The organism is Gordonia aurantiaca, assembly GCF_039939235.1.
Classification (GTDB): domain Bacteria; phylum Actinomycetota; class Actinomycetes; order Mycobacteriales; family Mycobacteriaceae; genus Gordonia.
In genome coordinates, this window is record NZ_JBDUUF010000002.1 from 95,951 (window position 1) to 118,882 (window position 22,932).

Here is a 22,932-nt window from a genome sequence, read left to right on the forward strand (position 1 = left end):
GCCTGCGCTGATCGCAAAGGGTGACTCCATCCGACGGAGTGCTAGGCGAACGGCTTCGATGCGGCGGAGTCTGTTCCGGGGCGCCACCGCTTCGACACCGGACTCCGTGGGCGCCGGACTCTGTGGGCGCCGGACTCCGTGGGCGCCGGACTCCGTGGGCGCCGGACTCCGTGGGCGCCGGACTCCGTGGGCGATGCGGTCTCGGCCGGAAAGAAGGGGAGCGATTCCCGTCTCGGGTGGAGCTCAGCTGTTTCCGTCCAACGACCCCTTGACGTCGTTCAGCACCAGCCACGCGGCCGCCAGGCCGGACGAGTCGTACCAGATGTCGTCGTCGACGGCGAGGACGCGCTTCCACATCGACGCGCCCAGGTTCAGCCATTCGTCGCTGAGGAGCACCTTCTCGGCGTGCTTCTGCCCCTCCTCGCCCTCCCAGCTCACATAGATGAGGTCGCCTTCGGCCTCGCGGAAGTTCTCCGAGTCGACGGGGAAGGAGTCGGGTACCCGCTGAGCGGCGGGCCGCTGGACGCCGATCTCGGCGAGGATCTGTCCGGCGAAGGTGTCGGTGCCGGCGATCGTCTCCGAGTCCGGGCCGAACCGCACCAGCGACACCTGCGTGTGGAACGCGTCCATGCGCTTGCCGGTCTTGCGGGCCTCGGTGCTGAACTCGGCGAGCCGCTCGCGGCCGGCGTCACTGCGTCCGACCGCGTCGGCCACTGCTTGGAACTGCTCCTGCCACGTCCCGTCGGGGATCGTCGCCGAGCGGGCGTCGTCGAACGGCTTCGCCGACGACGCGGTCTGCGGCGTGGTGAGCACCAGGTCGGCGTCGGCCTCGGCGACCGCAGCGGCGTCTGGCGTGGCCCCGATCGTCGGCACCGCGGTGAGTCGGGGGCCGAGGTAGGCCGGGACGGAGCCGGGGTCGGCGGTCACCGCCACCGCCTTGTCTCCGATACCGAGGGCGCACAGCGCGTCGAGCAGGCGCGGGTCGGTCACCACGATGCGGGTGACGTCGGTGGCGCCGGCGTCGGGTGCGGTGGGGGCCAGGCAGGTCTTGGCGGGGTCACGGTCGGCGGAGACGATGTTGACCTCCGCGACGCGCGTCACCGTGGTGGAGATGGGGGAGCCGTCGGGTGTGGCCAGCGGTTCGTCGCCGGAACAACCCGCCGATGCCGCGACGACAACACCGAGAAGAGCTGCCGCACAGATCGTGCGCTTCCGCATACTCCTGACCCTGCTCTGCACCCGCCCAACCTAGCACCGGCGCGGTGGCGTCGAGCGTAGGCTTCGAGGTGGCCTCGACACCGGCGGTCGTGGTCGCCCGAAGTGGCGCGCCGGCCGCCTGGCGCGTCGCCCTGAAAAGGCGTTGAGCACGGTCGATATGGCCCGTTGCGCTGGAATTACGACAGATCGTAGGACCCGGTCGGCCCGGGCGTCGGAGAGGGTTTAGGATCAGTACCCAGCGCTCGGTTTGTTCATGTGCCGACCGACGACCGAAGGGGTTCGGCGTCGCGCTCGGGCAAGAGGAGGATCTGTGACCGCGGTAGACCAACCCACCACGCAAGTGGCTCCAGTGCGTCCATTCCCGGAGCGCTATCAGCCCAAGGGTTCGTTCATCTACAAGCTGCTGACCACGACCGATCACAAGCTGATCGGCATGATGTACATCTCTGCGTGCTTTGCGTTCTTCCTGATCGGCGGCCTCATGGCGCTGCTGATGCGTGGCGAGCTCGCTCACCCGGGCATGCAGTTCCTGTCGACGGAGCAGTTCAACCAGCTCTTCACGATGCACGGCACCGTGATGCTGCTGATGTACGCCACCCCGATCGTCATCGGCTTCGCGAACTTCGTGCTGCCGCTGCAGATCGGTTCGCCTGACGTCGCCTTCCCGCGCCTCAACGCGCTGGGCTTCTGGCTCTTCGTCTTCGGTTCGACCATCGCCATCGCCGGCTTCATCACCCCGGGTGGTGCAGCCGACTTCGGTTGGACCGCCTACACGCCGCTGACCGACGCGGTCCACAGCCCCGGCGTCGGTGCCGACCTGTGGATCATGGGCCTGGGTGTGTCCGGTCTGGGCACCATTCTCGGCGCGGTCAACATGATCACCACGGTGGTCTGCCTGCGTGCCCCCGGCATGACGATGTTCCGCATGCCGATCTTCACCTGGAACATCCTGGTGACCAGCGTCCTGATCCTGCTGATCTTCCCGCTGCTCACCGCTGCTCTCCTGGGCCTGGAGGTCGACCGCCAGTTCGGTGCTCACCTGTACGACCCCGCCAACGGCGGCGTCATCCTCTGGCAGCACCTGTTCTGGTTCTTCGGACACCCTGAGGTGTACGTCATCGCGCTGCCGTTCTTCGGCATCGTGTCGGAGGTCTTCCCGGTCTTCTCGCGTAAGCCGATCTTCGGTTACTCGGGCCTGATCTACGCCACCCTCGCGATCGCCGCCCTGTCGGCCGCGGTGTGGGCGCACCACATGTACGTCACCGGGGCTGTCCTGCTGCCGTTCTTCTCCTTCATGACGTTCCTGATCGCGGTGCCCACCGGTGTGAAGTTCTTCAACTGGATCGGCACGATGTGGCGAGGACACATCACGTTCGAGTCGCCGATGCTGTTCGCCGTCGGCTTCATCGTGACCTTCCTCTTCGGTGGCCTGACCGGCGTCCTGCTCGCGAGCCCGCCGCTGGACTTCCACCTGTCCGACAGCTACTTCGTGGTCGCCCACTTCCACTACGTGCTCTTCGGCACCATCGTGTTCGCCACCTACTCGGGCATCTACTTCTGGTTCCCGAAGATGACCGGACGCATGCTCGACGAGCGCCTGGGCAAGATCCACTTCTGGCTGACGTTCATCGGCTTCCACATGACCTTCCTGGTCCAACACTGGCTGGGCAACGAGGGCATGCCGCGTCGCTACGCCGACTACCTGCCGTCGGATGGCTTCACCACCCTGAACACCATCTCGACCGTCGGTGCGTTCATCCTCGGCCTGTCGACCCTGCCGTTCCTGTGGAACGTCTTCCGCAGCTACCGCTACGGCGAGGTCGTGACCGTCGACGATCCGTGGGGCTTCGGCAACTCGCTGGAGTGGGCCACCTCGTGCCCGCCGCCGCGGCACAACTTCACCGAGCTGCCCCGCATCCGTTCGGAGCGTCCGGCCTTCGAGCTGCACTACCCGCACATGATCGAGCGGATGCGTGCCGAGGCCCACGTCGGTCCGGGCCACAGCGCAGGTCACGATCGTCAGCTCGAGGACGCTCGTCGCGAGCCGTTCACCGTCGGATCTCACGAGGGGTCGCCGGATCCCGATCCGCGCTGACCGGTGAGCAACGACTCAACAGGCACTACCGGCACGACCGTTCTCTTCACGGTCACCGGTCCCGACCGGCCAGGGGTCACCTCCGTTCTGATGGGGGCCCTGGCCGGTCAGGCCGTTGCACTGCTGGACGTCGAACAGGTCGTCATCCGCGGCCAGTTGACCCTCGGCGTGCTGGTGTCCGCCCAAGGTGATCCCGAAACCCTGCAGGACATCGTCGAGCAGGCGATGGCCTCCATCGGGTTCGACGTCCGCGTCGAGATCGGCGTCGACCCGGGTGGCCGACCGCCGTCATCGCATGCGGTGGTGATCCTCGGCAGCCCGGTCACGGCCACCGCGTTCAGCGCGGTCGCCGGCGAGCTGGCGTCGCAGGGCGGCAACATCGACTCGATCCGCGGCATCGCGGACTACCCGCTGACCGGCCTCGAGCTCATGGTGAGCGTCGCCGGCCGCGGCGGGGTCGCCGCCGACGCGGCACTGCGCAAGGGCCTCGCCGAGGTCGCCGCGAAGCACTCGGTCGACATCGCCGTCGAACGGGGCGGTCTCGCCCGGCGAGCCAAGCGGCTCATCGTCTTCGACGTCGACTCCACCCTCATCCAGGGAGAGGTCATCGAGATGCTCGCCGCCAAGGCCGGCCGTGAGGCGGAGGTCGCGGCGGTCACCGAGCGGGCCATGCGCGGTGAACTCGACTTCGAGCAGTCCCTGCACGAGCGCGTCGCGGCCCTCGCCGGCCTCGACGCCGGCGTCATCGACGAGGTCGCGAAGTCGCTGCAGCTCACCCCGGGTGCGCGCACCACGATCCGCACCCTGCACCGCCTCGGCTTCCACTGCGGCCTCGTGTCGGGTGGATTCCGCCAGGTGATCGACGGGCTGGCGCACGAACTCGAACTCGACTTCGTCCGGGCCAACACCTTGGAGATCGTCGACGGCAAACTCACCGGACGGGTGGTCGGTGAGGTCGTCGACCGGATGGGCAAGGCGCGCGCGCTGCGTACGTTCGCCGATCAGGTCGGGGTGCCCATGGAGCAGACGATCGCGGTCGGCGACGGCGCCAACGACATCGACATGCTCAGCGTGGCCGGACTCGGCATCGCGTTCAACGCGAAGCCGGCGCTGCGGGAGGTCGCCGACGCGACCCTGAACCATCCGTTCCTCGACGCCGTGCTGTTCATCCTCGGGGTGTCGCGCGACGAGATCGAGGCAGCCGATGCCGCCGACGGCGTTCTGCGACGCGTGCCGCTCGGCTGAGACGACCTGATACCGGACACGGCAGTCGACTCGTCGGCTGCCGTGTCCGTTCTCCGTGGAACATGAGAGCCGGGGGTGACCGTGAGTGACGACCTGACACCACCCGTCGAGCACGGGGCGACCGCGTCCGACGACGCACTCGGCATCGGTGCCGGCATTCCGGCGACCCCCGAGGCCATCGTCGCCAACCACCGGCGTCTGGCCGGATACATCGGCGGCGGTGAGGACCCCGAGGACCCGGCCGCCGTACTGGCGATGCCGATGGTGCTGCGCATCGAGAAGAGCGACCCACCGGATCGCACCGATCTGCTGACCGCGGCGGCGCGCGCCGTCGCGCTGCTGTGCCTCGACGACCGCGCCGCCGGCGACGGTCCCTGGGCGGCGCCGATGGACGCGTGGTGCAATGCCCGCATCCGCAAGATTGCGCGGCGTGCGCGCGGGTCGCAATGGGCTGCCGCGCAAGAGGTGTGGGGGGTCACCGCGCAGGAGGGCAGCGCGCAGGCGCGGGCCTTCGTGCCCGGCCGCGTCGGCGATCTCGACCGGCGGATCAAGAAGCTGCAGATCGGCGGCACCGAGGTCGAGGGCACACTGCCGTCCGAGCCGCCCGGATCCGGCGTCGTCCTGTGGACCAACCCCGGGCTCGACATGACCGTCGGCAAACTCGCCGCACAGGTCGGGCACGGCTCCATGCTGGCCGCGAAGCTGCTGTCTGCCGACGAGGCCGTGCGGTGGCGGATGGACGGGTGCCCGTTGGCCGTTCGCGAGGCGACCCCGGAACGCTGGACGGAGCTGCTCGACGCCGACGCCGTGGGCAAGGCGGTCGCGGTGCGCGACGCGGGTTTCACCGAGATCGCGCCGGGTTCGGTCACCGTCATCGCGGAAGTCGTTCGGAACTGAGATCATCTGTCGGGAACTGACGTCGATTCCACGACAGGGGACAGATGAGCGCCACCGAACTACCCGACTGGGCGAAAAGCCTTGACCTGCAACCCCATCCCGAAGGTGGCCACTACCATCAGACGTGGCGCAGCGAGATCCGGCTGCCGCAGTCGGCGCTGCCGGACGGTTATCCGGGGGATCGTGCCGCCGGCACCGCGATCTACTTCGTCCTGATGCCTGGACAGCAGTCGGCGTGGCACACCGTGCGCAGCGCGGAGATCTGGCTTTACCACCGTGGCGCTCCGGTCCAGCTGGATCTCGGTGGCGACGGCGGCGCGCCCGGCGAACCGTCCCCGATCGTCGTCGGCCCCGACATCGCGGCCGGCCATCAGCCGCAGGCGCTGGTGCCGCCGGGCGTGTGGCAGCGGGCCCGGCCGCTCGGCGACGAGGCGGCTCTGGTGAGCTGCATCGTGGTACCCGGATTCGACTTCGAGGATTTCCGGCTCGTCGAGCGGTAGGCGCGCGTCAGTCGGCCACGGCGACCGGTGAATTCACCGGTGCGATGTGCTCGAACGTGCCCCGCCACACCTCACGGCTCGGTGCCACCGACGCGACGATCAGCTCGTCGGCGTCGGCGTGATCGGCGAACCAGGCGAGGTACTCGCGCACCTCGTCCGGCGTGCCGACACCCGCGTACCGCAGCATCTCGTCGACCTGACGACCCTGCGGTGTCGAGAGGATGGCGTCGGCCTCCTCGTCGGTGAACTTCCGTCCGCCGCGTCCGAAGAGCAACGAGACGCGCTGCCGCTTCGCGATGAGCAATTGCTCGCGCGCGACGTCGGCGTCATCGTGGGCGATCGCCCCGACCCCGGCGATCACGTATGGCTCGGACAGGTGTTGCGACGGCCGGAACTCGCGGCGGTACAACCGGACCGCGTCGAGCAACGCCTGCGGGGCGAAATGCGACGCGAACGCGTAGGGGAGACCCAGCGCCGCGGCGAGCTGAGCGCCGAACAACGACGATCCGAGGATGTAGAGCGGTACGTGCGTACCGGCTCCGGGTGTGGCGCGGACGCCCTCGATGCGGGACTCGTCACCCAGGAAGGCCTGGAGTTCGAGGACGTCGTGCGGGAACCGGTCGGCCGACGCCACGGTGCGCCGCAGCGCCTGGAACGTCTGCTGGTCGGTGCCCGGTGCGCGCCCGAGGCCCAGGTCGATGCGTCCGGGGTGGAGTTCGGCGAGCGTGCCGAATTGTTCGGCGATGGTCAGCGGGGCGTGGTTCGGCAGCATCACGCCACCCGCGCCGAGGCGGATTGTCGAGGTGTGGGCGGCGATGTGCGCGATCAGGACGGCCGGCGCCGACGACGCGATCGTCGACATGTTGTGGTGCTCGGCGTACCAGATGCGCTTGTACCCCCACTTCTCCGCGCGTTGTGCGAGATCGACACTGGCGGCGAAACTTTCCGCAACGGTCTCATCGCGGCCGACGTAGGCGAGATCCAGGATCGAGAGGGGTACTTGTCGAGACGTCACGTATCCGGTCAACCGCGCATCCGCCGGGGGTATTCCCGGCACCCGGCACACGGCGCGGATCGGGTGCCCCCGACACGGGAGTCGCGCGCGGTCCGACCCCCGGCCGTGAGGCAGGATAGGGGTCGTGACCGAATCCGACCCCGACCTCTTGATCGACTTCCGCGACGTCGCGATCGTCCGTGACGGGAAAACCCTCGTCGGCCCGCTCTCCTGGCAGGTCGAACTGGACGAGCGCTGGGTCATCATCGGCCCCAACGGCGCGGGCAAGACCACGCTGCTGCGCCTCGCGGGCGCCGAGATCCACCCGACCTCGGGCACCGCGTTCCTGCTGAACGAGAAGCTCGGCCGGATCGAGGTCCGCGAGCTCGCCGTCCGCATCGGTGTGGCGAGTCCCGCCCTCGTCGACCGCGTGCCCGACGACGAGATCGTCAGTGACGTGGTCGTCTCCGCCGGGTACGCCGTGCTCGGGCGCTGGCGGGAGAAGTACGACGAGATGGACCGCGAGCAGGCCATCGAGTCGTTGGAGTCGATGGGCGCCGAGCACCTCGCCGACCGTCGGTTCGGGACGCTGTCGGAGGGGGAGCGCAAGCGGGTCATCATCGCCCGCGCGCTCATGACCGACCCCGAACTGTTGCTGCTCGACGAGCCGGCGGCCGGTCTCGACCTCGGCGGCCGCGAGGAGCTCGTCGACCGGCTCTCGACGCTCGCCGCCGATCCCGCCGCCCCGGCCATCGTGCTCATCACCCATCACGTGGAGGAGATCCCGGAGGGCTTCACGCACGCGATGATCCTGTCCGAGGGCGGTGTGGTCGCGCAGGGCCTGCTCGAGGACGTCCTCACCAGCGAGAACCTCACCAAGGCGTTCCGGCAGCAGATCGCCCTCGACAAGGTCGACGGCCGGTACTTCGCCCGACGACGCCGTCGTGCGGGCGGTCATCGTCGAGCAGGAGGCGACCAATGACGTCTACCGATCAGGCGCCCGACGCCGTGTCCGAACCCGCGCCGTTGCGCGACGCCGCGACCGTCGTCCTGGTCCGCGATTCCGCCGACGGCATCGAGGTGTTCCTGCAACGCCGGGTCAAGCAGATGGCCTTCGCCGGCGGCATGACCGTCTTCCCGGGCGGCGGCGTCGACCAGCGTGACGCCGGGGCCCATGTGGCCTGGACCGGTCCCGACGCCCAGTGGTGGGCCGAGCGGTTCAGTGCCGAGGCCGAGCTCGCCCAGGCCCTCGTGTGCGCAGCCGTGCGGGAGACCTTCGAGGAGTGCGGTGTCCTGCTCGCGACCACCGATGACGGTGCGTTCGCCGACCCGGGGGCCCTGGCCGATGATCGCAGGCGTCTCGTCGAGAAATCGCTGTCGTTCGCCGAGTTCCTCACCTCACGGGGTCTCACGCTGCGCGCCGACCTGCTCAGCCCGCTCGCGCACTGGATCACCCCGGTCAACGAGAAGCGCCGGTACGACACCCGGTTCTTCCTCGCCGCGATGCCCGAGGGGCAGCACGCCGACGCCGAGACCAGCGAGGCCGAGGTCGCCGACTGGATCGCCGCGTCGAAGGCCATCGACCTCTGGTCGTCGGGCAAGCACTTCCTGCTGCCGCCCACCTGGGCGCAGCTGCGCTACGTGAGTGGTTTCGACACCGTCGCCGAGTTGTTGGCGGCCGAACGCGCGATCTCGCCGATCCTGCCCGACATCACCCCCGGTGCCGGCCTGCAGGGGCTCGGTTTCCCCGGGTCGGACGAGTACTTCCGCACCCTGGGCGACCAGAAGCCGCCGGAGATCACTCTCTGAGGCGGCGGGCCGCCCTCTGCCGATCCTCCTCTGCCGATCCTCCTCTACCGATCCTTCTCGCCGACCTCGGCCTCGGACTCCTCGGCGATGTCGTCGCGATCCGCCCAGTCGAGGAGAGTGTCCAGCCGGTGTGCGACATCGTCGATCTCTGCGTGCAGGTCGCCGAGTTCGGCGAATCGCGCGGGCACGGTGGCGATGGTGAAGTCGTCGGGTTCGATGTCGTCGATCTCGTCCCAGCGCACCGGCGTCGACACCGTCGCCCGCGGGTTGCCGCGCACGGAGTACGCCGCGGCCATCGTGTGGTCGCGGGTGTTCTGGTTGTAGTCGACGAACACCGCGGCGGGATCGCGGTCCTTGCGCCACCATGTCGTCGTCACGTCCTTCGGCGCTCGACGCTCCACCTCCCGCGCGAACGCCAGCGCGGCGCGCCGGACCTGCGGGAATCCCCATTCCGGGGCGATGCGGACGTACACGTGCAGGCCGCGACCGCCCGACGTCTTCGGGAAGCCGCGCATGTCGAGTTCGTCGAGCACCTCGCGGACCACGTGTGCGACCCGGCGGATTCGCGGGAAGTCGCACTCGGGCATCGGGTCGAGGTCGATGCGCCACTCGTCGGGTGATTCGGGGTCGGCGCGTCGGGAGTTCCAGGGATGGAACTCGACCGTCGACATCTGCACCGCCCAGATCACCGACGCCAGTTCGGTCACGCACAGCTCGTTGGCGGTGCGGCCATAGCGGGGGAAGTAGATCTCGGTGGTCTCCAGCCAGTCCGGTGCGCCCGCGGGGATCCGTTTCTGGTGGACCTTGTTGCCGCTAACGCCCTTGGGGAAGCGGTGCAGCATGCAGGGGCGTTCGCGGAGGGCCCGGACGATGCCGTCGCCGACGGACAGGTAGTAGTTCGCGAGGTCGAGCTTGGTCTCGCCGCGTTCGGTGAAGTAGACGCGGTCGGGGCTCGTCAGTCGGATGGTGCGCCCGCCGACCTCGAGTTCGACGGGTTCACCTGCGGAAGCCTCGCCCTTCGCCATGAGGCCACTGTAGGTGCCGGCGGCGGGATGCGGGGCTTGTCCGGGCTGGCCGCACGCCGCGGACTTACCAAACGGTAGCCTTCGAGAATGCCTGAGTTCGTGACACTCGAGACGTCCGACGACCACCCCGGCGTGGGCACCATCCTCATCTCGCGACCGCCGATGAACGCGCTGAGCCGCCAGGTGCAGGCCGAGCTGCGCGCGGCCGCCGAGGAGGCCACGGTCCGCGACGACATCAAGGCCGTCGTGGTCTACGGCGGTCCCAAGGTGCTGGCCGCCGGCGCCGACATCAAGGAGATGAACGATCTCTCCTATGCGGAGATGAGCAAGGTCGCCGGCCGCCTGCAGCGCGACCTGGGCGCCATCTCCGAGATCCCGAAGCCGACAGTCGCCGCGATCACGGGCTACGCGCTCGGCGGCGGCCTCGAGGTCGCGCTGGGTGCCGACCGTCGCATCGCCGGCGACAACGCCAAGCTCGGTGTGCCCGAGATCCTGCTGGGTGTGATCCCCGGAGGTGGCGGCACGCAGCGACTGGCGAGGCTCATCGGGCCGTCGAAGGCCAAGGATCTCATGTTCACCGGCCGGTTCGTCGATGCGGAGGAGGCGCTGCGGATCGGTCTGGTCGACGAGGTCGTCGCCCCCGACGAGGTGTACAACGCCGCCCTCGCCTGGGCCGGACAGTTCGCCAACGCCGCGTCGGTGGCCCTGGCCGCCGCCAAGAAGGCCGTCGATCAGGGCCTCGGCGTCGACCTCGACACCGGCCTGAAGATCGAGGAGCAGCTCTTCGCCGCGCTGTTCGCCACCGAGGACCGCGCCATCGGCATGAGGTCGTTCGTGGAGAACGGCCCCGGCAAGGCGAAGTTCCTCGGACGCTGAGCGAACTCCGGCCGCTGCCGATCTCAGATTCATTGCAAGTGACCCATTCACGCGACAGGAAGCGATCATGACCACCGACGCAACCCCGGGTACCGATCCGGCGCCGAACCCGCATGCCACCGAGGAGCAGGTGCAGGCCGCACTCAAGGACACCAAGCTCGCCCAGGTCCTCTACCACGACTGGGAAGCCGAGACCTATGACGAGAAGTGGTCGATCAGCTTCGACGAGCGCTGCATCGAGTACGCGCGCGGACGTTTCGACGCCGTCGCCGCCGACGAGCCGCTCCCGTACGAGCGTGCGATGGAACTCGGTTGCGGCACCGGCTTCTTCCTGCTGAACCTGATGCAGTCGGGGGTCGCGAAGAAGGGGTCGCTCACCGACCTGTCGCCGGGAATGGTGAAGGTCGCGCTGCGCAACGCCGAGAACCTCGGCCTCGACGTCGACGGCCGCGTCGCCGACGCCGAGAAGATCCCGTACGACGACAACACCTTCGACCTCGTCGTCGGACACGCTGTGCTGCACCACATCCCGGATGTCGAGCAGTCGCTGCGCGAGGTGCTGCGCGTCCTCAAGCCGGGCGGCCGCTTCGTGTTCGCCGGTGAGCCGTCGACGATCGGTGACTTCTACGCCCGCTGGCTGAGCCGCGCGACGTGGGCGATCACCACCAACGTCACCCGGTTCGGCCCGCTGCGCGGCTGGCGCCGTCCGCAGGAGGAGCTCGACGAGTCGTCGCGCGCCGCCGCGCTCGAGGCAGTCGTCGACATCCACACCTTCGATCCCGACGAGCTCGCCGGCATCGCACGCTCGGCCGGAGCCGCCGAGGTCCGTACCGCCACCGAGGAATTCACCGCCGCGATGCTGGGCTGGCCGGTTCGCACCTTCGAGGCCGCGGTCCCGCCGGAGAAGCTGGGCTGGGGCTGGGCGCGTTTCGCGTTCGGCGGCTGGAAGCGCCTGACCTGGCTCGACGAGAACGTGCTGCGCAAGGTCGTGCCGCCGAAATTCTTCTACAACGTCGTGGTCACGGGCACCAAGCCCGAGTAACCGCGATCCGTAGAAACCAGCGGGTCATAGCGCCGCTTGTTTCTACGGATCCCCGTGTGTCTCGACGCCGGGGTCGCAGACCCTCTGCGGGTGACGCGGACGGTAGCCTGCATCTCCATGAGCTACTCCTTCACCCTCGACGACGTCGCGTTCCTGCGTTCGCGGCACGGCGAGAAGGCGTTGGAGATGGTCTCGACCCTCGAGCTGACCCCGGCGTCGATGCTGGCCGACATCACCGAGGCACGCAGCCGTTACGCACCGCACGATCCCGCGCTCATCGAGACGGTCCGTTGCCGGCGCCGCGCCGTCGCGAAACTCCGCGAGCCCGCCGAGATGCTGTTCACCGACGACGGGCTCCAGCAGGCCACCGCATCGGCCGTGGCCGCCCATCGTGCCGCCGAGATCGCCACGCGCTTCGCGGGTGCGGTGGTCCACGACATGACCTGCTCGATCGGTGCCGAACTCCGAGAGCTGGTGCAGTCCAAGGGAATATCCGGAGTCATCGGCAGCGACATCGACCGGGTCCGGCTCGCGATGGCACGCCACAACGTGCCGGGCGCGACGCTGCTGGTGGCCGACGCGCTCACCCCGACGTCGACCGCCGACGTCCTGCTCGCCGACCCCGCCCGACGGTCCGCCGCCGGGCGGGTCTTCCGGCTCGACCAGCTGACCCCGCCGCTGCTCGAACTCCTCACCACCTATGCCGGGCGGGTGCTGCTCGTGAAGTGCGCACCGGGCCTCGATCACCAATTGCTACGCAACCGCTACGGATTCGACGGCGAGGTCCAGGTCACGTCGCTCGACGGGGGTGTTCGCGAGGCGTGCCTGTGGTCGGGGCCGGGCATCGACCCCGGCCGCCGCGCCACCGTGCTGCGGACCCGGTCCGACGGCACCGTGGCGACATTCGAGATCACCGACCGCGAGGACGACGACGTACCGGCGGGCGAGGTGGGGGAGTGGATCGTCGACCCGGACGGCGCGATCATCCGTGCCGGTCTGGTGCGGCACTACGCGCACCGCTTCGGTCTCTGGCAGCTCGATCCCCAGATCGCGTATCTGACCGGCAAGTCCGTGCCCGCGGGGGCGCGGGGCTTCCGGGTCATCGAGCAGGTCGGCACCTCGGAGAAGGTTCTTCGCAAGGCGTTGTCCGCGCACGACGCCGGGCCGTTGGAGATCCTCGTCCGCGGCCTCGACGTCGATCCGGACCAACTGCGAAAAAAGTTGAAAACCAAGGGCTCTCGTCCACTGTCCGTGGTGCTCACCCGCATCGGCCGCAAGGGTGTGGCATTCATCTGCGAGCCCGGGGTCCGCTTCTGACGGGACAAGGGTCGTAAACCTGGGCTTGACACAACCGGGTTTGTAAACCTAGTCTTTACAAGTGTCCGAGGTGGAAGAAACAGCCCGTCAGATCGAGCGATACGCGCGCAGCGTGGCGACCGGGCCCGGCGTCGAGCCGGGGGACCCCGGTGCGCGTGAAGCGGCGTTGACCAGGGTCCATGACGCCCTGCAGTTGAGTCGTCGTGCGGAGGATCTACTCAGCGCGACGGCACGCGCCGCACGTGATCACGGGTGCACTTGGCAGGAGATCGGTGACGTCGTCGGCGTCACCAGGCAGGCCGCGTTCCAACGCTTCGGCAAACCCATCGATCCGAGAACAGGAGCACCCATGCAGAAGACGACGATCCCGCACGCCGACGCGATGGCCCTCGATCTGCTCGAGAAGATCGCCGGTGCCGAATGGGCCACCGTCACCGCGCGTTTCGACGAGACGATGACCGCGGCGCTGTCGGAGAAGGCGCTCGCGGACGCCTGGGCCGCGGTGGTGGCGCTCCACGGTGAACTCGAGAGCACCGGAACGCCTTTCGTCCGCGGCCACGGGCTGCACACCGTCGTCGACGTCCCGTTCGAGCAGGAGGCCGGTGAGATGGTCTTCCGCGTTGCGTTCGACGCCGATGGTCGCGTCGCCGGCCTGTACTTCCTCAACCCCGACGCCGCGGGCAAGGACCTGTAGAACATCCCGAAACGAGAATGCGGTCCGGGTGTCGGAAGAGGACACCCAGACCGCATTCTGCGTCAGAGCCCTAGTTCAGGTTCTTCTCGCTATCGAAGAAGTAGACCTCGCCGGCGTTCGTCGCGGTGGCGATCTGGCCCCAGTACGAGACCGCGACACCCGTCGCGAAACCAGACGAATTCGGCAGCGGCAGCGTCCGTTTCGTCGAACCGTCGGCGGTGGACACCTCCACCAGAGACAGCGACTCCTTGCCCGGATCGCGAGCGACCGTCCACGCGGTCTGCTGCTGGGTCAGGGTCGACAGGCTCGCGGTCGCGAGATCGTCGCGCTGCCAGAGCTGTTCGGCGCGGTCACCGGCATCGCGCAACAGCCGCAGCGGGGCGCCGACCCTGCCGGCCGGGATGATCAGCCCGCTGGGGGAGACGGTCATCGTCGCGAAGCCGGGGTCACCGAGGTCGTAGGTCCACCGCGTCGAGCCGTCCTCGGAGTCCAAAGCGACGAGTCGGCCGTCGCGCGCGAACGCGTACAGCGTCGTGCCGTCGGTCGAGAGCGTCGGCGTGCCGACGACGCCGCCGGGGATCTCGGCCTTCCATGCGGTGCGGACCTCGCGCTGACCGCCGACCGCGCTGTACTTCATCGCGCGGATCTGCGACGTGGCCGCGTCCTGCGGGAAGAAGTTCAGGTAGAAGCGTTCCCGGGCGGTGTCGACCGCTGCGGGGGCGGGGATCGCGCACTTCGGTCCGCCGCGGACGCACTCGTCGAAGCCGAGCAGCGGCTGCTCGGGATCGGCGTCGTCGCGCAACTTGACCTCGGGGGCGACGAGCTCGTTGCGCTGGGTGTCGACGAGCAGGATCTGGCCCTGAGTCGTCACCACCAGCACGACGTTCGGGGCGGCGAACTTCGCCGACAGCGGCACACCGATCACCCCGGCACGCCACCGGATGGCGCCGCCGGCGTTGAAGGCGAGGAAGGTGGTCTCCTCGCCGAGGTACGGCTGGTCGTACTGGTCGACGAGCATCGCGTTCATCTCGACGCCGGCCCGCATGTCCTTGCAGAAGTTCTTGCGGCCCGAACGACCGTCGAGCACCAGCACATTGCAGCCCTCTGGGGCGTTCGACGTCACGCCGACGTTGCCCTTGCCGGAGATCGTGACGGGCGCGGTGACCGGGCCGCCGGTGGGACGCGTCCAGCTCAGGGTGAGGTCGTCGGGGACGTCGGCGTAGGCGAAGTTGCCGTTGCCGGGCACGCCGCCGTAGCTGGGCCAACCGATGCTGGGGATGGAACGTACGTCGATGTGTCCGTCGGAGCACGCCGCGAGTCCTAGCGAACACACGGCGGTGACGGCCACGAACAGCCGGGTCAGCGCAGATCGGCGGTGTCGGGACACCTTCGGTCGTGCCAAGGCCATCGCGCTCCTCATCGGTCGGTCCTCACCGGCACGAAACGTGCCAGCAGTGAGCCTATCGTGTGCGAAAAATCGGTCGTTTAGGGTTTGTCCCATGACCACCATGTGGAACGCCTCGTACCGGTCCCGCCGTCGCGCGGGCCGTCGCCGCGACCCCGAGCAGGCCCGATTCCTCACACTGGATTCGCTCCGCTGGGTGAAACGCAACCGGGCGTACACCCCCTGGTACCTGGTCCGCTACTACCGTCTGGCGAAATTCCGGCTGGCCAACCCGCACATCGTCCTCAAGGGCATGGTGTTCCTCGGCCGCAACGTGGAGATCCACTGCACGCCCGAACTCGCCCGCATGGAGATCGGTCGCTGGGTGCACATCGGCGACGGCAACTCCATCCGCTGCCACGAGGGCAGCCTCAAGATCGGCGACAAGACCGTCTTCGGCTGCAACAACGTCGTCAACGCCTACCTCGACGTCGAGATCGGCGGGTCGACGCTGGTCGCCGACTGGTGCTACATCTGCGACTTCGACCACAAGATGGACGACGTCAACCTGCCCATCAAGGACCAGGGCATCGTCAAGGGCCCGGTCCGCATCGGTCCGGACACCTGGGTCGCGGCGAAGGTGTCGGTGCTGCGCAACACGATCGTCGGCCGCGGCTGCGTCCTCGGCTCACATGCGGTGGTCAAGGGCCGGATCCCGGACTACTCCATCGCCGTCGGCGCCCCCGCACGCGTGGTGAAGAACCGCATGGACGAGTGGAACAAGAACGCCGTACAGCGTGCCGAGCTCGAGCGTGCGCTCGCCGACATCGAGCGCAAGAAGGCGGCTGCCGAGGCCGCGGCGAAGGGGAAGTAGGGGATTCGGATCCGGGGCGGTTCGACACGGTGAGCGCACCGAAACCGCACCGGATCTCACGGACCTTCTTCGTCGTTGTCCGGTTCGGTGTCGGCGGGGCCCGACTCATCGGCCGCGGGCACGGGTCCCTCGGAGGCAGCAGCAGACCGATCACCGGCAGCCGCCGGCGAGGGCTCCGACTTCACGGTCTCCCGCCACTCGGACCCGACCTTCTCCACCAACGTCACCGTGCCGTCGGGTTCGGAGATCTCCAGCGTCGACGTGCGGGGCAGCCACCGGATGTTGCTGCGGGCGGAGAACCGACCCTCGTACTCGGGCTCGCCGTTCTCGGCACTGCGGATCGTGACCTCGCCGCCCGACATGTAATAGGCGTAGTTGCCGGAGTCCGACAGCTTTCCGTCGGCTGGCAGTTCCGTTCTCGTCGGGGTGGGGGTCGATGACTCGTCGGCTTCTGTGGACTCGGCTGTCGGAGTGGACCCTTTCGCGGATTCGGGCGACACTGATTCCGAGGGGTCCGAGAATTCCGAGGAATCGGGGGATTCGGGAATGAGTGACTTCGGTGCAGCGCGACGAGCCACTGCTCCCGATGGGGCTTCGACAGTTCCAGCGGACACACAACGGACACCCGCCGGAAGCTCCAAGGCTGTGGTGCGCCTGATCGCCTGATCCAGATAAGACGTGGATTCGAAGTTCTCGACCAAGTTGGTGAGTCGAATGCGAAATGGGGAGCCGGTCCAGTTGAGCAAGAGACTCAACAATGTCGTGACGAGCCCTTGCGCTATCGAATAGGTGAAGGTATTCGGGTCGGAGTCTTCGTCGTCACTCGAGTCCAAGTACAACGGAGTGAGTGAGGGATAGTCGGGAAAGCTCAACTTGTATTGCGTATATACAGGTGAAGCCTCCCATGTGAGCCTGACTGTGTTGAACAGGAGCAGCACGGTGCGGTCGGCACACCCGAACCATCCGGGGCCGTTCGGAACGCCGGCATGCACCGTGCCCGTCGCGGTCGCTGTGGTCGCTGCGTGTGCCTCGCCGGCGCCCTGGACACTACTGACGCCCATAACCACGACCGTGGCGGCGGCAGTGCCGACCAGGATGCGTTGTCCTCCAGGTGAGTTGCGCCAGCCGCGCTTCGGGGCGAATGCGACCCCGAGAAGGAGCACGACTGCCGATGTCTGGAGCGCGAGCGTGTAAGGGTTCTTGAACCACGCAGCCACGTAGCCGAGAAGTGGGACTGTGCCGACAACTCGCTGGACCTCGGTCACCACGTAGTTCCGCCGGTCGGTGGTGTCGTTCGCATCACCGCGGAGTCGGAGGCTCACGGAGTTGCCGGCGGGATCGGAAACCGATTCGACGCGGTGTGTCACTCGGACTCCGTCGTCGCGGACAACGCTGACAACGTCGCCCTTGCGGACAGACGTGGCCGGGGCCGTGCGGCTCAAGCCCAGGGATCCTGTCGGAATGGTGGGTGCCATAGATCCGGTCTCAAAGATCATCGGGCGAAGACCGAGACTCAGGGCCAGGACTGCCGAGATCATGCAGAGTGTGCCGAGTACGGCACCGAGGGTCAGAAGGCGGTCACCGAGAGGGCGTGTGGCCGGAGCGGCGAACTCGATGGTGGGTGGTTCGTCCTGCACTGAGTGCCCCATCAGGAGTCCGCCGATGCGTCGAAGGTGAACTTGACGGTGCTGGTGGCGCCTGCCAGGCTGCCTTGGGCGGATATGGGCAAGGTCAGCTGCAGACAGAGCGCCTGTTCGCCGTTCGTCGCGGCCAACGGGCCTCGTCCGGTGTCGAAGACAGTATCGGAGGACGTGATCGGGAAGGCATTGACCACGGCTGTTCCCGACGAACCCAATTGGCAGGTGGCGCCGCTGAGCACGCCTCCTGCAATGACCTTCAATAACATCGCGCGACCTAGTTCGGCGCCGCTGGAAACCCTAGAGCTGTAGCGGATTGCGACAGAACTCTTGTTCTGGACGTTCACCACGGCGGCGGTGCTGTCGCCGGGCAGCATTGAGCCGGGAAAAGTGAATGTGTACGTGTCGAAACCGCTGACTTCGAGTTCGATATTGGCAGTGGTGAACGTGCCCGAGGTAGTGGCTGCGGTCGTCGACCACAGCGCAGTGGTGCCGACTGTGGCCGTAGTCAGTAGGAGTCCACAGGTGAGCAGCGCGCGCACCCGCCGTGAGACGTTGGGGGACCAGCGAATCCGTTTCATGAGGTTGTCTCGGACTTGGGTTCGGGCCTGATTGTGTCGGAGCCGTCGTCGTTCTTTCGTTCTCGATGATCGGCGATGAACTGCCAACCGCCATAGGCGAACAACAATCCCGCCAGCACGAAGATCGTCACCGTGCGCAGGTCCTTGGTGAACCAGTTGTTGACCCAGCCGATGTAGGGCACGGAGTACCAGAGCTCACCGCGGACCTGCACCGGGCGGACAGGCTCCGCGTCGGCGACACCGTTGTTGTCGCCCTGCGTGATGAACCGGAGCTCGCCCTGCTCGTTCTCGGTCACGTCGATCACTCGGTGGGTCACGACTTCCGGTGATCCCGAACGGATTTGATATGTGATGACGTCACCGACCCGGATCTCGTCCGCCGGCCTGGGTTTCACCACGATGAGGGTGCCCGGTGGATAGTCCGGGCTCATCGATCCGGTCAGCACCGTGTACGCCTGTGCGCCCGCGATCCTCGGGATGAGGATGGTCAGACACAGGATCGCGACGGCGCCGATCAGAAGCAGCCACGAGACGCCCTGCCACAGATGGTGCAGTGGACCGCGTCGCGCGTCCGGCCGGTCGACGGGCGGATCGGTATCCGCCCTGGGGAATTCGACCGTCGGCTGGTCGTCGACGGCCGGCGTCGATGTCGGTTCGGTCATGGTCGGATCTGCTCCGCTGCGAAATCGAAGGTGATCGTGAACGTCGCGGGCTGGGTTCCCGTGACCGAGACCAGGTCGGCCCGGATGCACCAGTCGGTGGAGGCGCCCACGGCGAGCGGTGTCCACGGCGAGGTGAACGACGTTCCCGTGCCCGAGGTGTTCTGTGCCGTGAATGCCCCGGTCAACGGCGTGCCCGTGCCCGGGCAGGTCGACGTCGGGGCCCCCGACAGGTTCACGGTGACCGTGGACCCCGGCGTCGACACCACCGGCCCGGCGGAGGCCAACCGGAACCGCAGCGGAGTTGACCCGGTGTTGGTGATGGTCAGCACCGCCTGTCGGGGTTGCCCGGGAACGACGTTGGAGCCGTTGAGTGCCGGGAACGTGAACGAACCACCGCCGGAGCCCGGTGCGAGACCGATGGTTCCGGTGGTGATGTCGGTCGTCGAGCCGTCCGCCTGCGCGGACCACAGCGCCAGGGTGGTCTGTACCGATCCGAAGAGCAGCACGACCACCCCGACCGCCAGGGCCGCATAGAGGACGCCCCGCCGTTTCAGGGCTTCCGGCATGAATTCTCCGCGGTTACGGACGGACCTGATTCAGTTCGATCTTCATGCCACTGACATTGATCGTCCCGTTCGTGAACTCCGTATTCGGAGTTGCGGACGAGAAAGCGACCGTCACGGTGACCGGGAGGACCTCGCCGTTCGAGACCGTCACGGGCGCATTCGGAGCGCCGCCGCCCACCACGGTCGTGGTGGTGACATATGTCGTTGTCGGCGTGGTGGATCCGGTGCCGATCCCGATGACCGACAATTCGGCCCTCATGTTCTTTCCCGTGGCCGTCACGGTGCAGTTCGCGTTGTACTCCCAGGTGTCGCCCGGCACCATCAGGTCGGAGGCAGGGTTGATCGTCACCACCGGGACGTCGCCGGACACGTCGGTCCAGGTTCCCGCCGGGCAATCGAGCCCGAAGTCGCCCGTGGTGATCGAACCGCCGGCAACGTCCTCCTGGTCGCTCCACAGCGCATACGACCCCATTCCGCCGAGCAGCAGGATCGCTCCGGCGCCGACCGCGATGGCGCCTTTCGTCTTCCGATTCATTCACGTGCCCCTTTCAGGGAAAACCGCACCCCAGGGCATTTGCGATGGGGAATGCGCGTCACGCTAGCGAATCGCGAAGTTTTTCGTTTATGGAACCGAAGTAAAAATTGAGGCCAGTGACACAGTTGTTATGAAAAGTGAAAATCAGTGCTCGATCGGATTGTTGGGGTCTCGTTCCGGTAGAGGCCGTAACGGAATGTCCGGTCGGCCGATGGGATGGCGAACCCGTCGTTTCGCCGCGAGGTGTACCGAGGCGGTGCGTTCGGCGACCTCCGCCCACGAGAACTCCTCGGTCAGGCGCGCCCGCGCGCGCAGCGCACGCTGCGCCGCGGCATCCGGATCCGACAGCGTGGCCCGAACCGCGGCCGTCAACCCGGCGACGTCGGCCGGCTCGAAGGTCAGCCCGGTGTCGGGTTCCTGCACCGCCTCGCCCAGGCCGCCCGCGGTGGACACGACCAGCGGGATACCGGTCGCCGCGGCCTCGAGCGCGACGATCCCGAACGGCTCGTAGCGGCTCGGCAGCACGATCGCGTCGCACCGGTGCATCAGCGTCACCAGATCCTCGTGTCCTACGGCGCCGACGAAGTTCACCGCCTTGGCCACCCGGTACTTGCGGGCGAGTTCCATCAGCCAGTCGCGCTGGGTGCCGTCACCGGCGATGGTCAGCGTGGTTCCGGGATGGCTGCGACGGATCCGGGGGAGTGCGGCCAGCAGGTCCTGCACGCCCTTCTCGTACTCGAGACGACCCGCGAACAGCAGCTCGGCAGGACCGTTCGTCCGGGTGCGTGGCGCGAACGGCCAGGTGCGGATGTCGATTCCGTTGTGGATCACCGTGATGTCGCCGGCGTCGTAACCGAACAGCCGGTTCACCTCGTCACGCATCGACGCCGAACACGTGATGAGAGCATCGGATTCGGCGACGAGCCACCACTCCACCGAGTGCACCTGACGGTTGGTGCGTCCACTGACCCAGCCGCTGTGTCGGCCGGCCTCGGTCGCGTGGATGGTGGAAACCAGTGGCACGTCGAAGAACTCGGCCAGCGCGATCGACGGATGGGCGACCAGCCAGTCGTGGGCGTGCACCACGTCGGGTGTCCAGCGCGATTCGCCCGCAAGGAATCTCAGGCCGGCGCGGATGAAGGAGTGCCCCATCGCGAGGGTCCACGCCATCATGTCCTCGCCGAAGTCGAACTCCGGCGGATCCTCGGCGACCGCGATCACGCGCACACCCTCGACGACGGTGTCGGTCGTGGGGTGTGTGACCGCATCGGTGCCGGACGGGTGGCGCGTCAGCACCACGACCTCGTGGCCGGCGGCGGCCATCTCCGTGGCGAGATGATGCACGTGGCGGCCGAGACCTCCGACGACGACGGGCGGGTACTCCCACGAGACGAACAGCACCTTCATCTACAGACCCCCGTCCGTGCCGAATCCGGGGCGCAGCCCCTCCGCCGTCATGATCGCGTGCAGTCGGCGCGCATCGAGTGCGGGGAAGAGATTGTCGGCCTGCGCCCAGTTGTGGGCCAGGGTCGACGCGGCGTCGTGTCGACCGCGTAGCGCGGCGTCGCAGATCTCTCGTGTCGCATGTGCGTGTGTGTGCGCTCGCGAGACAGCGTACTGCGCGGCGGTGTCCTTGGACACCATGAACGGCCAGTCCGACGAAACCGTGAGCAGCGTCTCCCGCACGATCTGATCGGCCACCCGGTTGCGTTCCCGGCGACCGGCGAGCAGCTTGGCGACGGCGTCGAGCGCGGTCTCGGTGACCTCTGCGTTCAGGGTCACCAGGTGCTCGACCTGAGGGCCGTTCCACACCCGCCAGTCCTTGCCGGAGCCCCACGACGACGCGGGCAGCTCGACCGGCTCGCCGACCAGGCCGGATCGTGTTGCGCCGGCGAGGGTTCCGACCTTCACCCCGACCTCACGCAGACGGCGCAGCACGCGTTCCAGCCACACCGGGCCCTCGTGCCACCAGTGTCCGAAGAGTTCGGTGTCGAATGCGGCCACCACCAACGCATCTCGCCCGATCCGGGCGGATTCTTCGATGAGACGCCGACGGACGTGCCCGACGAAATCCTCGACGTGCTGATCGATCACCGCGTCGACGCGCGACGGGTCGTACGGCTTCTTCTTGTCGCCGGGCACGGTCCGCCCGGTGACCCGGAACCGCTTGAGACCGGATTCGTGGTCGTAGGTGTGGAAGTCGCGATACGCGGCATGTCCCGGATACCCCGACTTCGGCGACCACACCCGGTAGCTGACCGTCAGGTCGCGGCCGTAGGCGATGACCCCACTGTCGCCGACCGGGCGGCCGAGCGCGGTGTCACCGTGCAGCGTCGGTCCGTCGACCATGAAGTGTCCGACCCCGGCGGCCGCGTACTCGGCCTCCATGCCCGGGTCGAAGGCGCACTCCGGCGCCCAGATCCCGGCGGGGTCGAAACCCCACCGCGCCCGCGCGTCGTGCAGGCCCTCGGTGAGCGAGAAGACCCGCAGTCGTGGATCGAGCAGGGGAGCGAACGGATGGGCGAGCGGTCCGCCGAGGATCTCCACGACGCCACTCGACGCGACCCGCCGGATCAGCGGGGACGCACCGTGGCGCCATTTGGTCTCGAAGGTCTCCATCGCTCGCCGTGCCGCCAGGTACTCACGACGACCGGCGTCGGCGCGGTCGGCGTCGGACGACGTCGCCGCCTCGGTGGCGCGGAGCTGCCAGTCGGCGAGCCACTCGTACATCGACGCCGCGCAGTGCGGGTCGTCGAGCTGTGCCGCCAACACCGGGGTGATACCCAGGGACAGCTGATCGCCGAACCCGTCGTCGGCGAGCCGTTCGAGCATGTCGAACAGCGGCAGGTACGACGCCGCCCACGACTGGTACAGCCATTCCTCCCCGACCGGCCAGCGTCCGTGGTTGGCCAGCCACGGCAGGTGGGAGTGCAGGACGAAGGTGAACTGGCCCGGAACCGTGGAATCGTTGTTCGTCACGG

General features: G+C 67.9%; 22 protein-coding genes. 11 read left to right on the forward strand and 11 right to left on the reverse strand.

Annotated features, from left to right (window positions below):
• Window positions 1-243: 243 nt before the first annotated feature.
• A complete protein-coding gene (locus ABFT43_RS05410; RefSeq protein ID WP_347959361.1) occupies window positions 244-1,218 on the reverse strand; it encodes an ABC transporter substrate-binding protein in 975 nt (324 codons plus the stop codon).
• Window positions 1,219-1,528: 310 nt separating this feature from the next.
• Here ABFT43_RS05410 and ctaD point away from each other — a divergent pair, with 310 nt between their 5' ends.
• The 4 genes from ctaD to ABFT43_RS05430 all read left to right on the forward strand — a co-directional run bounded on the left by ctaD (window position 1,529) and on the right by ABFT43_RS05430 (window position 5,955).
• On the forward strand, window positions 1,529-3,313 hold the full coding sequence (gene ctaD / locus ABFT43_RS05415; RefSeq protein WP_347959362.1) for an aa3-type cytochrome oxidase subunit I: 1,785 nt from the start codon (window positions 1,529-1,531) through the stop codon (window positions 3,311-3,313).
• Window positions 3,314-3,316: 3 nt separating this feature from the next.
• Window positions 3,317-4,558 carry a phosphoserine phosphatase SerB gene (serB, locus tag ABFT43_RS05420; protein WP_347959363.1) on the forward strand — a complete coding sequence of 414 codons (1,242 nt, stop codon included), beginning with the start codon at window positions 3,317-3,319 and terminating at the stop codon, window positions 4,556-4,558.
• Window positions 4,559-4,639: 81 nt separating this feature from the next.
• Window positions 4,640-5,455: a peptidyl-tRNA hydrolase gene (locus ABFT43_RS05425; protein WP_457590100.1), complete on the forward strand. Its 816-nt coding sequence runs from the start codon at window positions 4,640-4,642 to the stop codon at window positions 5,453-5,455.
• A 44-nt stretch (window positions 5,456-5,499) separates the two neighbouring features.
• Window positions 5,500-5,955, forward strand: coding sequence for a cupin domain-containing protein (locus ABFT43_RS05430; RefSeq protein ID WP_347959364.1), 456 nt, complete (start codon window positions 5,500-5,502; stop codon window positions 5,953-5,955).
• A gap of 7 nt (window positions 5,956-5,962) precedes the next feature.
• Here the strand turns inward: ABFT43_RS05430 and ABFT43_RS05435 are convergent, their stop codons facing one another.
• Complete coding sequence (locus ABFT43_RS05435; protein ID WP_347959365.1) at window positions 5,963-6,970, reverse strand: LLM class flavin-dependent oxidoreductase; 1,008 nt, start codon at window positions 6,968-6,970, stop codon at window positions 5,963-5,965.
• Window positions 6,971-7,094: 124 nt separating this feature from the next.
• Here ABFT43_RS05435 and ABFT43_RS05440 point away from each other — a divergent pair, with 124 nt between their 5' ends.
• The gene (locus tag ABFT43_RS05440) at window positions 7,095-7,931 is read left to right on the forward strand and encodes an ABC transporter ATP-binding protein (protein WP_347959366.1); all 837 of its coding nucleotides are present in this window, start codon (window positions 7,095-7,097) and stop codon (window positions 7,929-7,931) included.
• Window positions 7,928-8,758, forward strand: a complete 831-nt coding sequence (locus tag ABFT43_RS05445; protein WP_347959367.1) for an NUDIX hydrolase — start codon at window positions 7,928-7,930, stop codon at window positions 8,756-8,758. Before ABFT43_RS05440 ends, ABFT43_RS05445 begins: the two co-directional genes overlap by 4 nt.
• Before the next feature lie 44 nt (window positions 8,759-8,802).
• On the opposite strand, the gene ligD is transcribed toward ABFT43_RS05445, so the two are convergent.
• A complete protein-coding gene (gene ligD, locus ABFT43_RS05450; protein WP_347959368.1) occupies window positions 8,803-9,783 on the reverse strand; it encodes a non-homologous end-joining DNA ligase in 981 nt (326 codons plus the stop codon).
• Window positions 9,784-9,870: 87 nt separating this feature from the next.
• Between ligD and ABFT43_RS05455 the strand changes: the two genes are divergently transcribed.
• The 4 genes from ABFT43_RS05455 to ABFT43_RS05470 all read left to right on the forward strand — a co-directional run bounded on the left by ABFT43_RS05455 (window position 9,871) and on the right by ABFT43_RS05470 (window position 13,712).
• The gene (locus tag ABFT43_RS05455; protein ID WP_347959369.1) at window positions 9,871-10,659 is read left to right on the forward strand and encodes an enoyl-CoA hydratase-related protein; all 789 of its coding nucleotides are present in this window, start codon (window positions 9,871-9,873) and stop codon (window positions 10,657-10,659) included.
• Between the two features lie 67 nt (window positions 10,660-10,726).
• The gene (locus tag ABFT43_RS05460; protein ID WP_347959370.1) at window positions 10,727-11,701 is read left to right on the forward strand and encodes a class I SAM-dependent methyltransferase; all 975 of its coding nucleotides are present in this window, start codon (window positions 10,727-10,729) and stop codon (window positions 11,699-11,701) included.
• Between the two features lie 117 nt (window positions 11,702-11,818).
• A complete protein-coding gene (locus ABFT43_RS05465) occupies window positions 11,819-13,018 on the forward strand; it encodes a class I SAM-dependent methyltransferase (RefSeq protein WP_347959371.1) in 1,200 nt (399 codons plus the stop codon).
• Window positions 13,019-13,079: 61 nt separating this feature from the next.
• Entirely contained in the window at window positions 13,080-13,712 is a 633-nt protein-coding gene (locus tag ABFT43_RS05470; protein ID WP_347959372.1) for a DUF3887 domain-containing protein, read from the forward strand.
• A gap of 70 nt (window positions 13,713-13,782) precedes the next feature.
• On the opposite strand, the gene ABFT43_RS05475 is transcribed toward ABFT43_RS05470, so the two are convergent.
• Window positions 13,783-15,120: an outer membrane protein assembly factor BamB family protein gene (locus ABFT43_RS05475; protein ID WP_347959373.1), complete on the reverse strand. Its 1,338-nt coding sequence runs from the start codon at window positions 15,118-15,120 to the stop codon at window positions 13,783-13,785.
• 91 nt (window positions 15,121-15,211) lie between these two features.
• On the opposite strand from ABFT43_RS05475, the gene ABFT43_RS05480 reads away from it, so the two are divergent.
• The gene (locus ABFT43_RS05480) at window positions 15,212-15,970 is read left to right on the forward strand and encodes an acyltransferase (RefSeq protein WP_347959374.1); all 759 of its coding nucleotides are present in this window, start codon (window positions 15,212-15,214) and stop codon (window positions 15,968-15,970) included.
• A gap of 56 nt (window positions 15,971-16,026) precedes the next feature.
• On the opposite strand, the gene ABFT43_RS05485 is transcribed toward ABFT43_RS05480, so the two are convergent.
• From ABFT43_RS05485 to ABFT43_RS05515, 7 genes are all read right to left on the reverse strand, one after another.
• Window positions 16,027-17,466, reverse strand: coding sequence for a S24/S26 family peptidase (locus tag ABFT43_RS05485; protein ID WP_347959375.1), 1,440 nt, complete (start codon window positions 17,464-17,466; stop codon window positions 16,027-16,029).
• A gap of 152 nt (window positions 17,467-17,618) precedes the next feature.
• Complete coding sequence (locus ABFT43_RS05490) at window positions 17,619-18,149, reverse strand: hypothetical protein (protein ID WP_347959376.1); 531 nt, start codon at window positions 18,147-18,149, stop codon at window positions 17,619-17,621.
• Window positions 18,150-18,184: 35 nt separating this feature from the next.
• Window positions 18,185-18,850 (reverse strand): signal peptidase I, encoded by a 666-nt coding sequence (locus tag ABFT43_RS05495; protein WP_347959377.1) that lies wholly within the window; start codon window positions 18,848-18,850, stop codon window positions 18,185-18,187.
• The gene (locus ABFT43_RS05500) at window positions 18,847-19,416 is read right to left on the reverse strand and encodes a hypothetical protein (RefSeq protein WP_347959378.1); all 570 of its coding nucleotides are present in this window, start codon (window positions 19,414-19,416) and stop codon (window positions 18,847-18,849) included. The genes ABFT43_RS05495 and ABFT43_RS05500 overlap by 4 nt, the downstream gene beginning before the upstream one ends.
• Before the next feature lie 13 nt (window positions 19,417-19,429).
• Window positions 19,430-19,951 carry an alternate-type signal peptide domain-containing protein gene (locus ABFT43_RS05505; protein WP_347959379.1) on the reverse strand — a complete coding sequence of 174 codons (522 nt, stop codon included), beginning with the start codon at window positions 19,949-19,951 and terminating at the stop codon, window positions 19,430-19,432.
• Window positions 19,952-20,095: 144 nt separating this feature from the next.
• Window positions 20,096-21,358, reverse strand: a complete 1,263-nt coding sequence (locus ABFT43_RS05510) for a glycosyltransferase family 4 protein (protein ID WP_347959380.1) — start codon at window positions 21,356-21,358, stop codon at window positions 20,096-20,098.
• Window positions 21,359-22,930, reverse strand: a complete 1,572-nt coding sequence (locus ABFT43_RS05515) for a glycoside hydrolase family 57 protein (RefSeq protein WP_347959381.1) — start codon at window positions 22,928-22,930, stop codon at window positions 21,359-21,361.
• Between the last annotated feature and the right edge of the window lie 2 nt (window positions 22,931-22,932).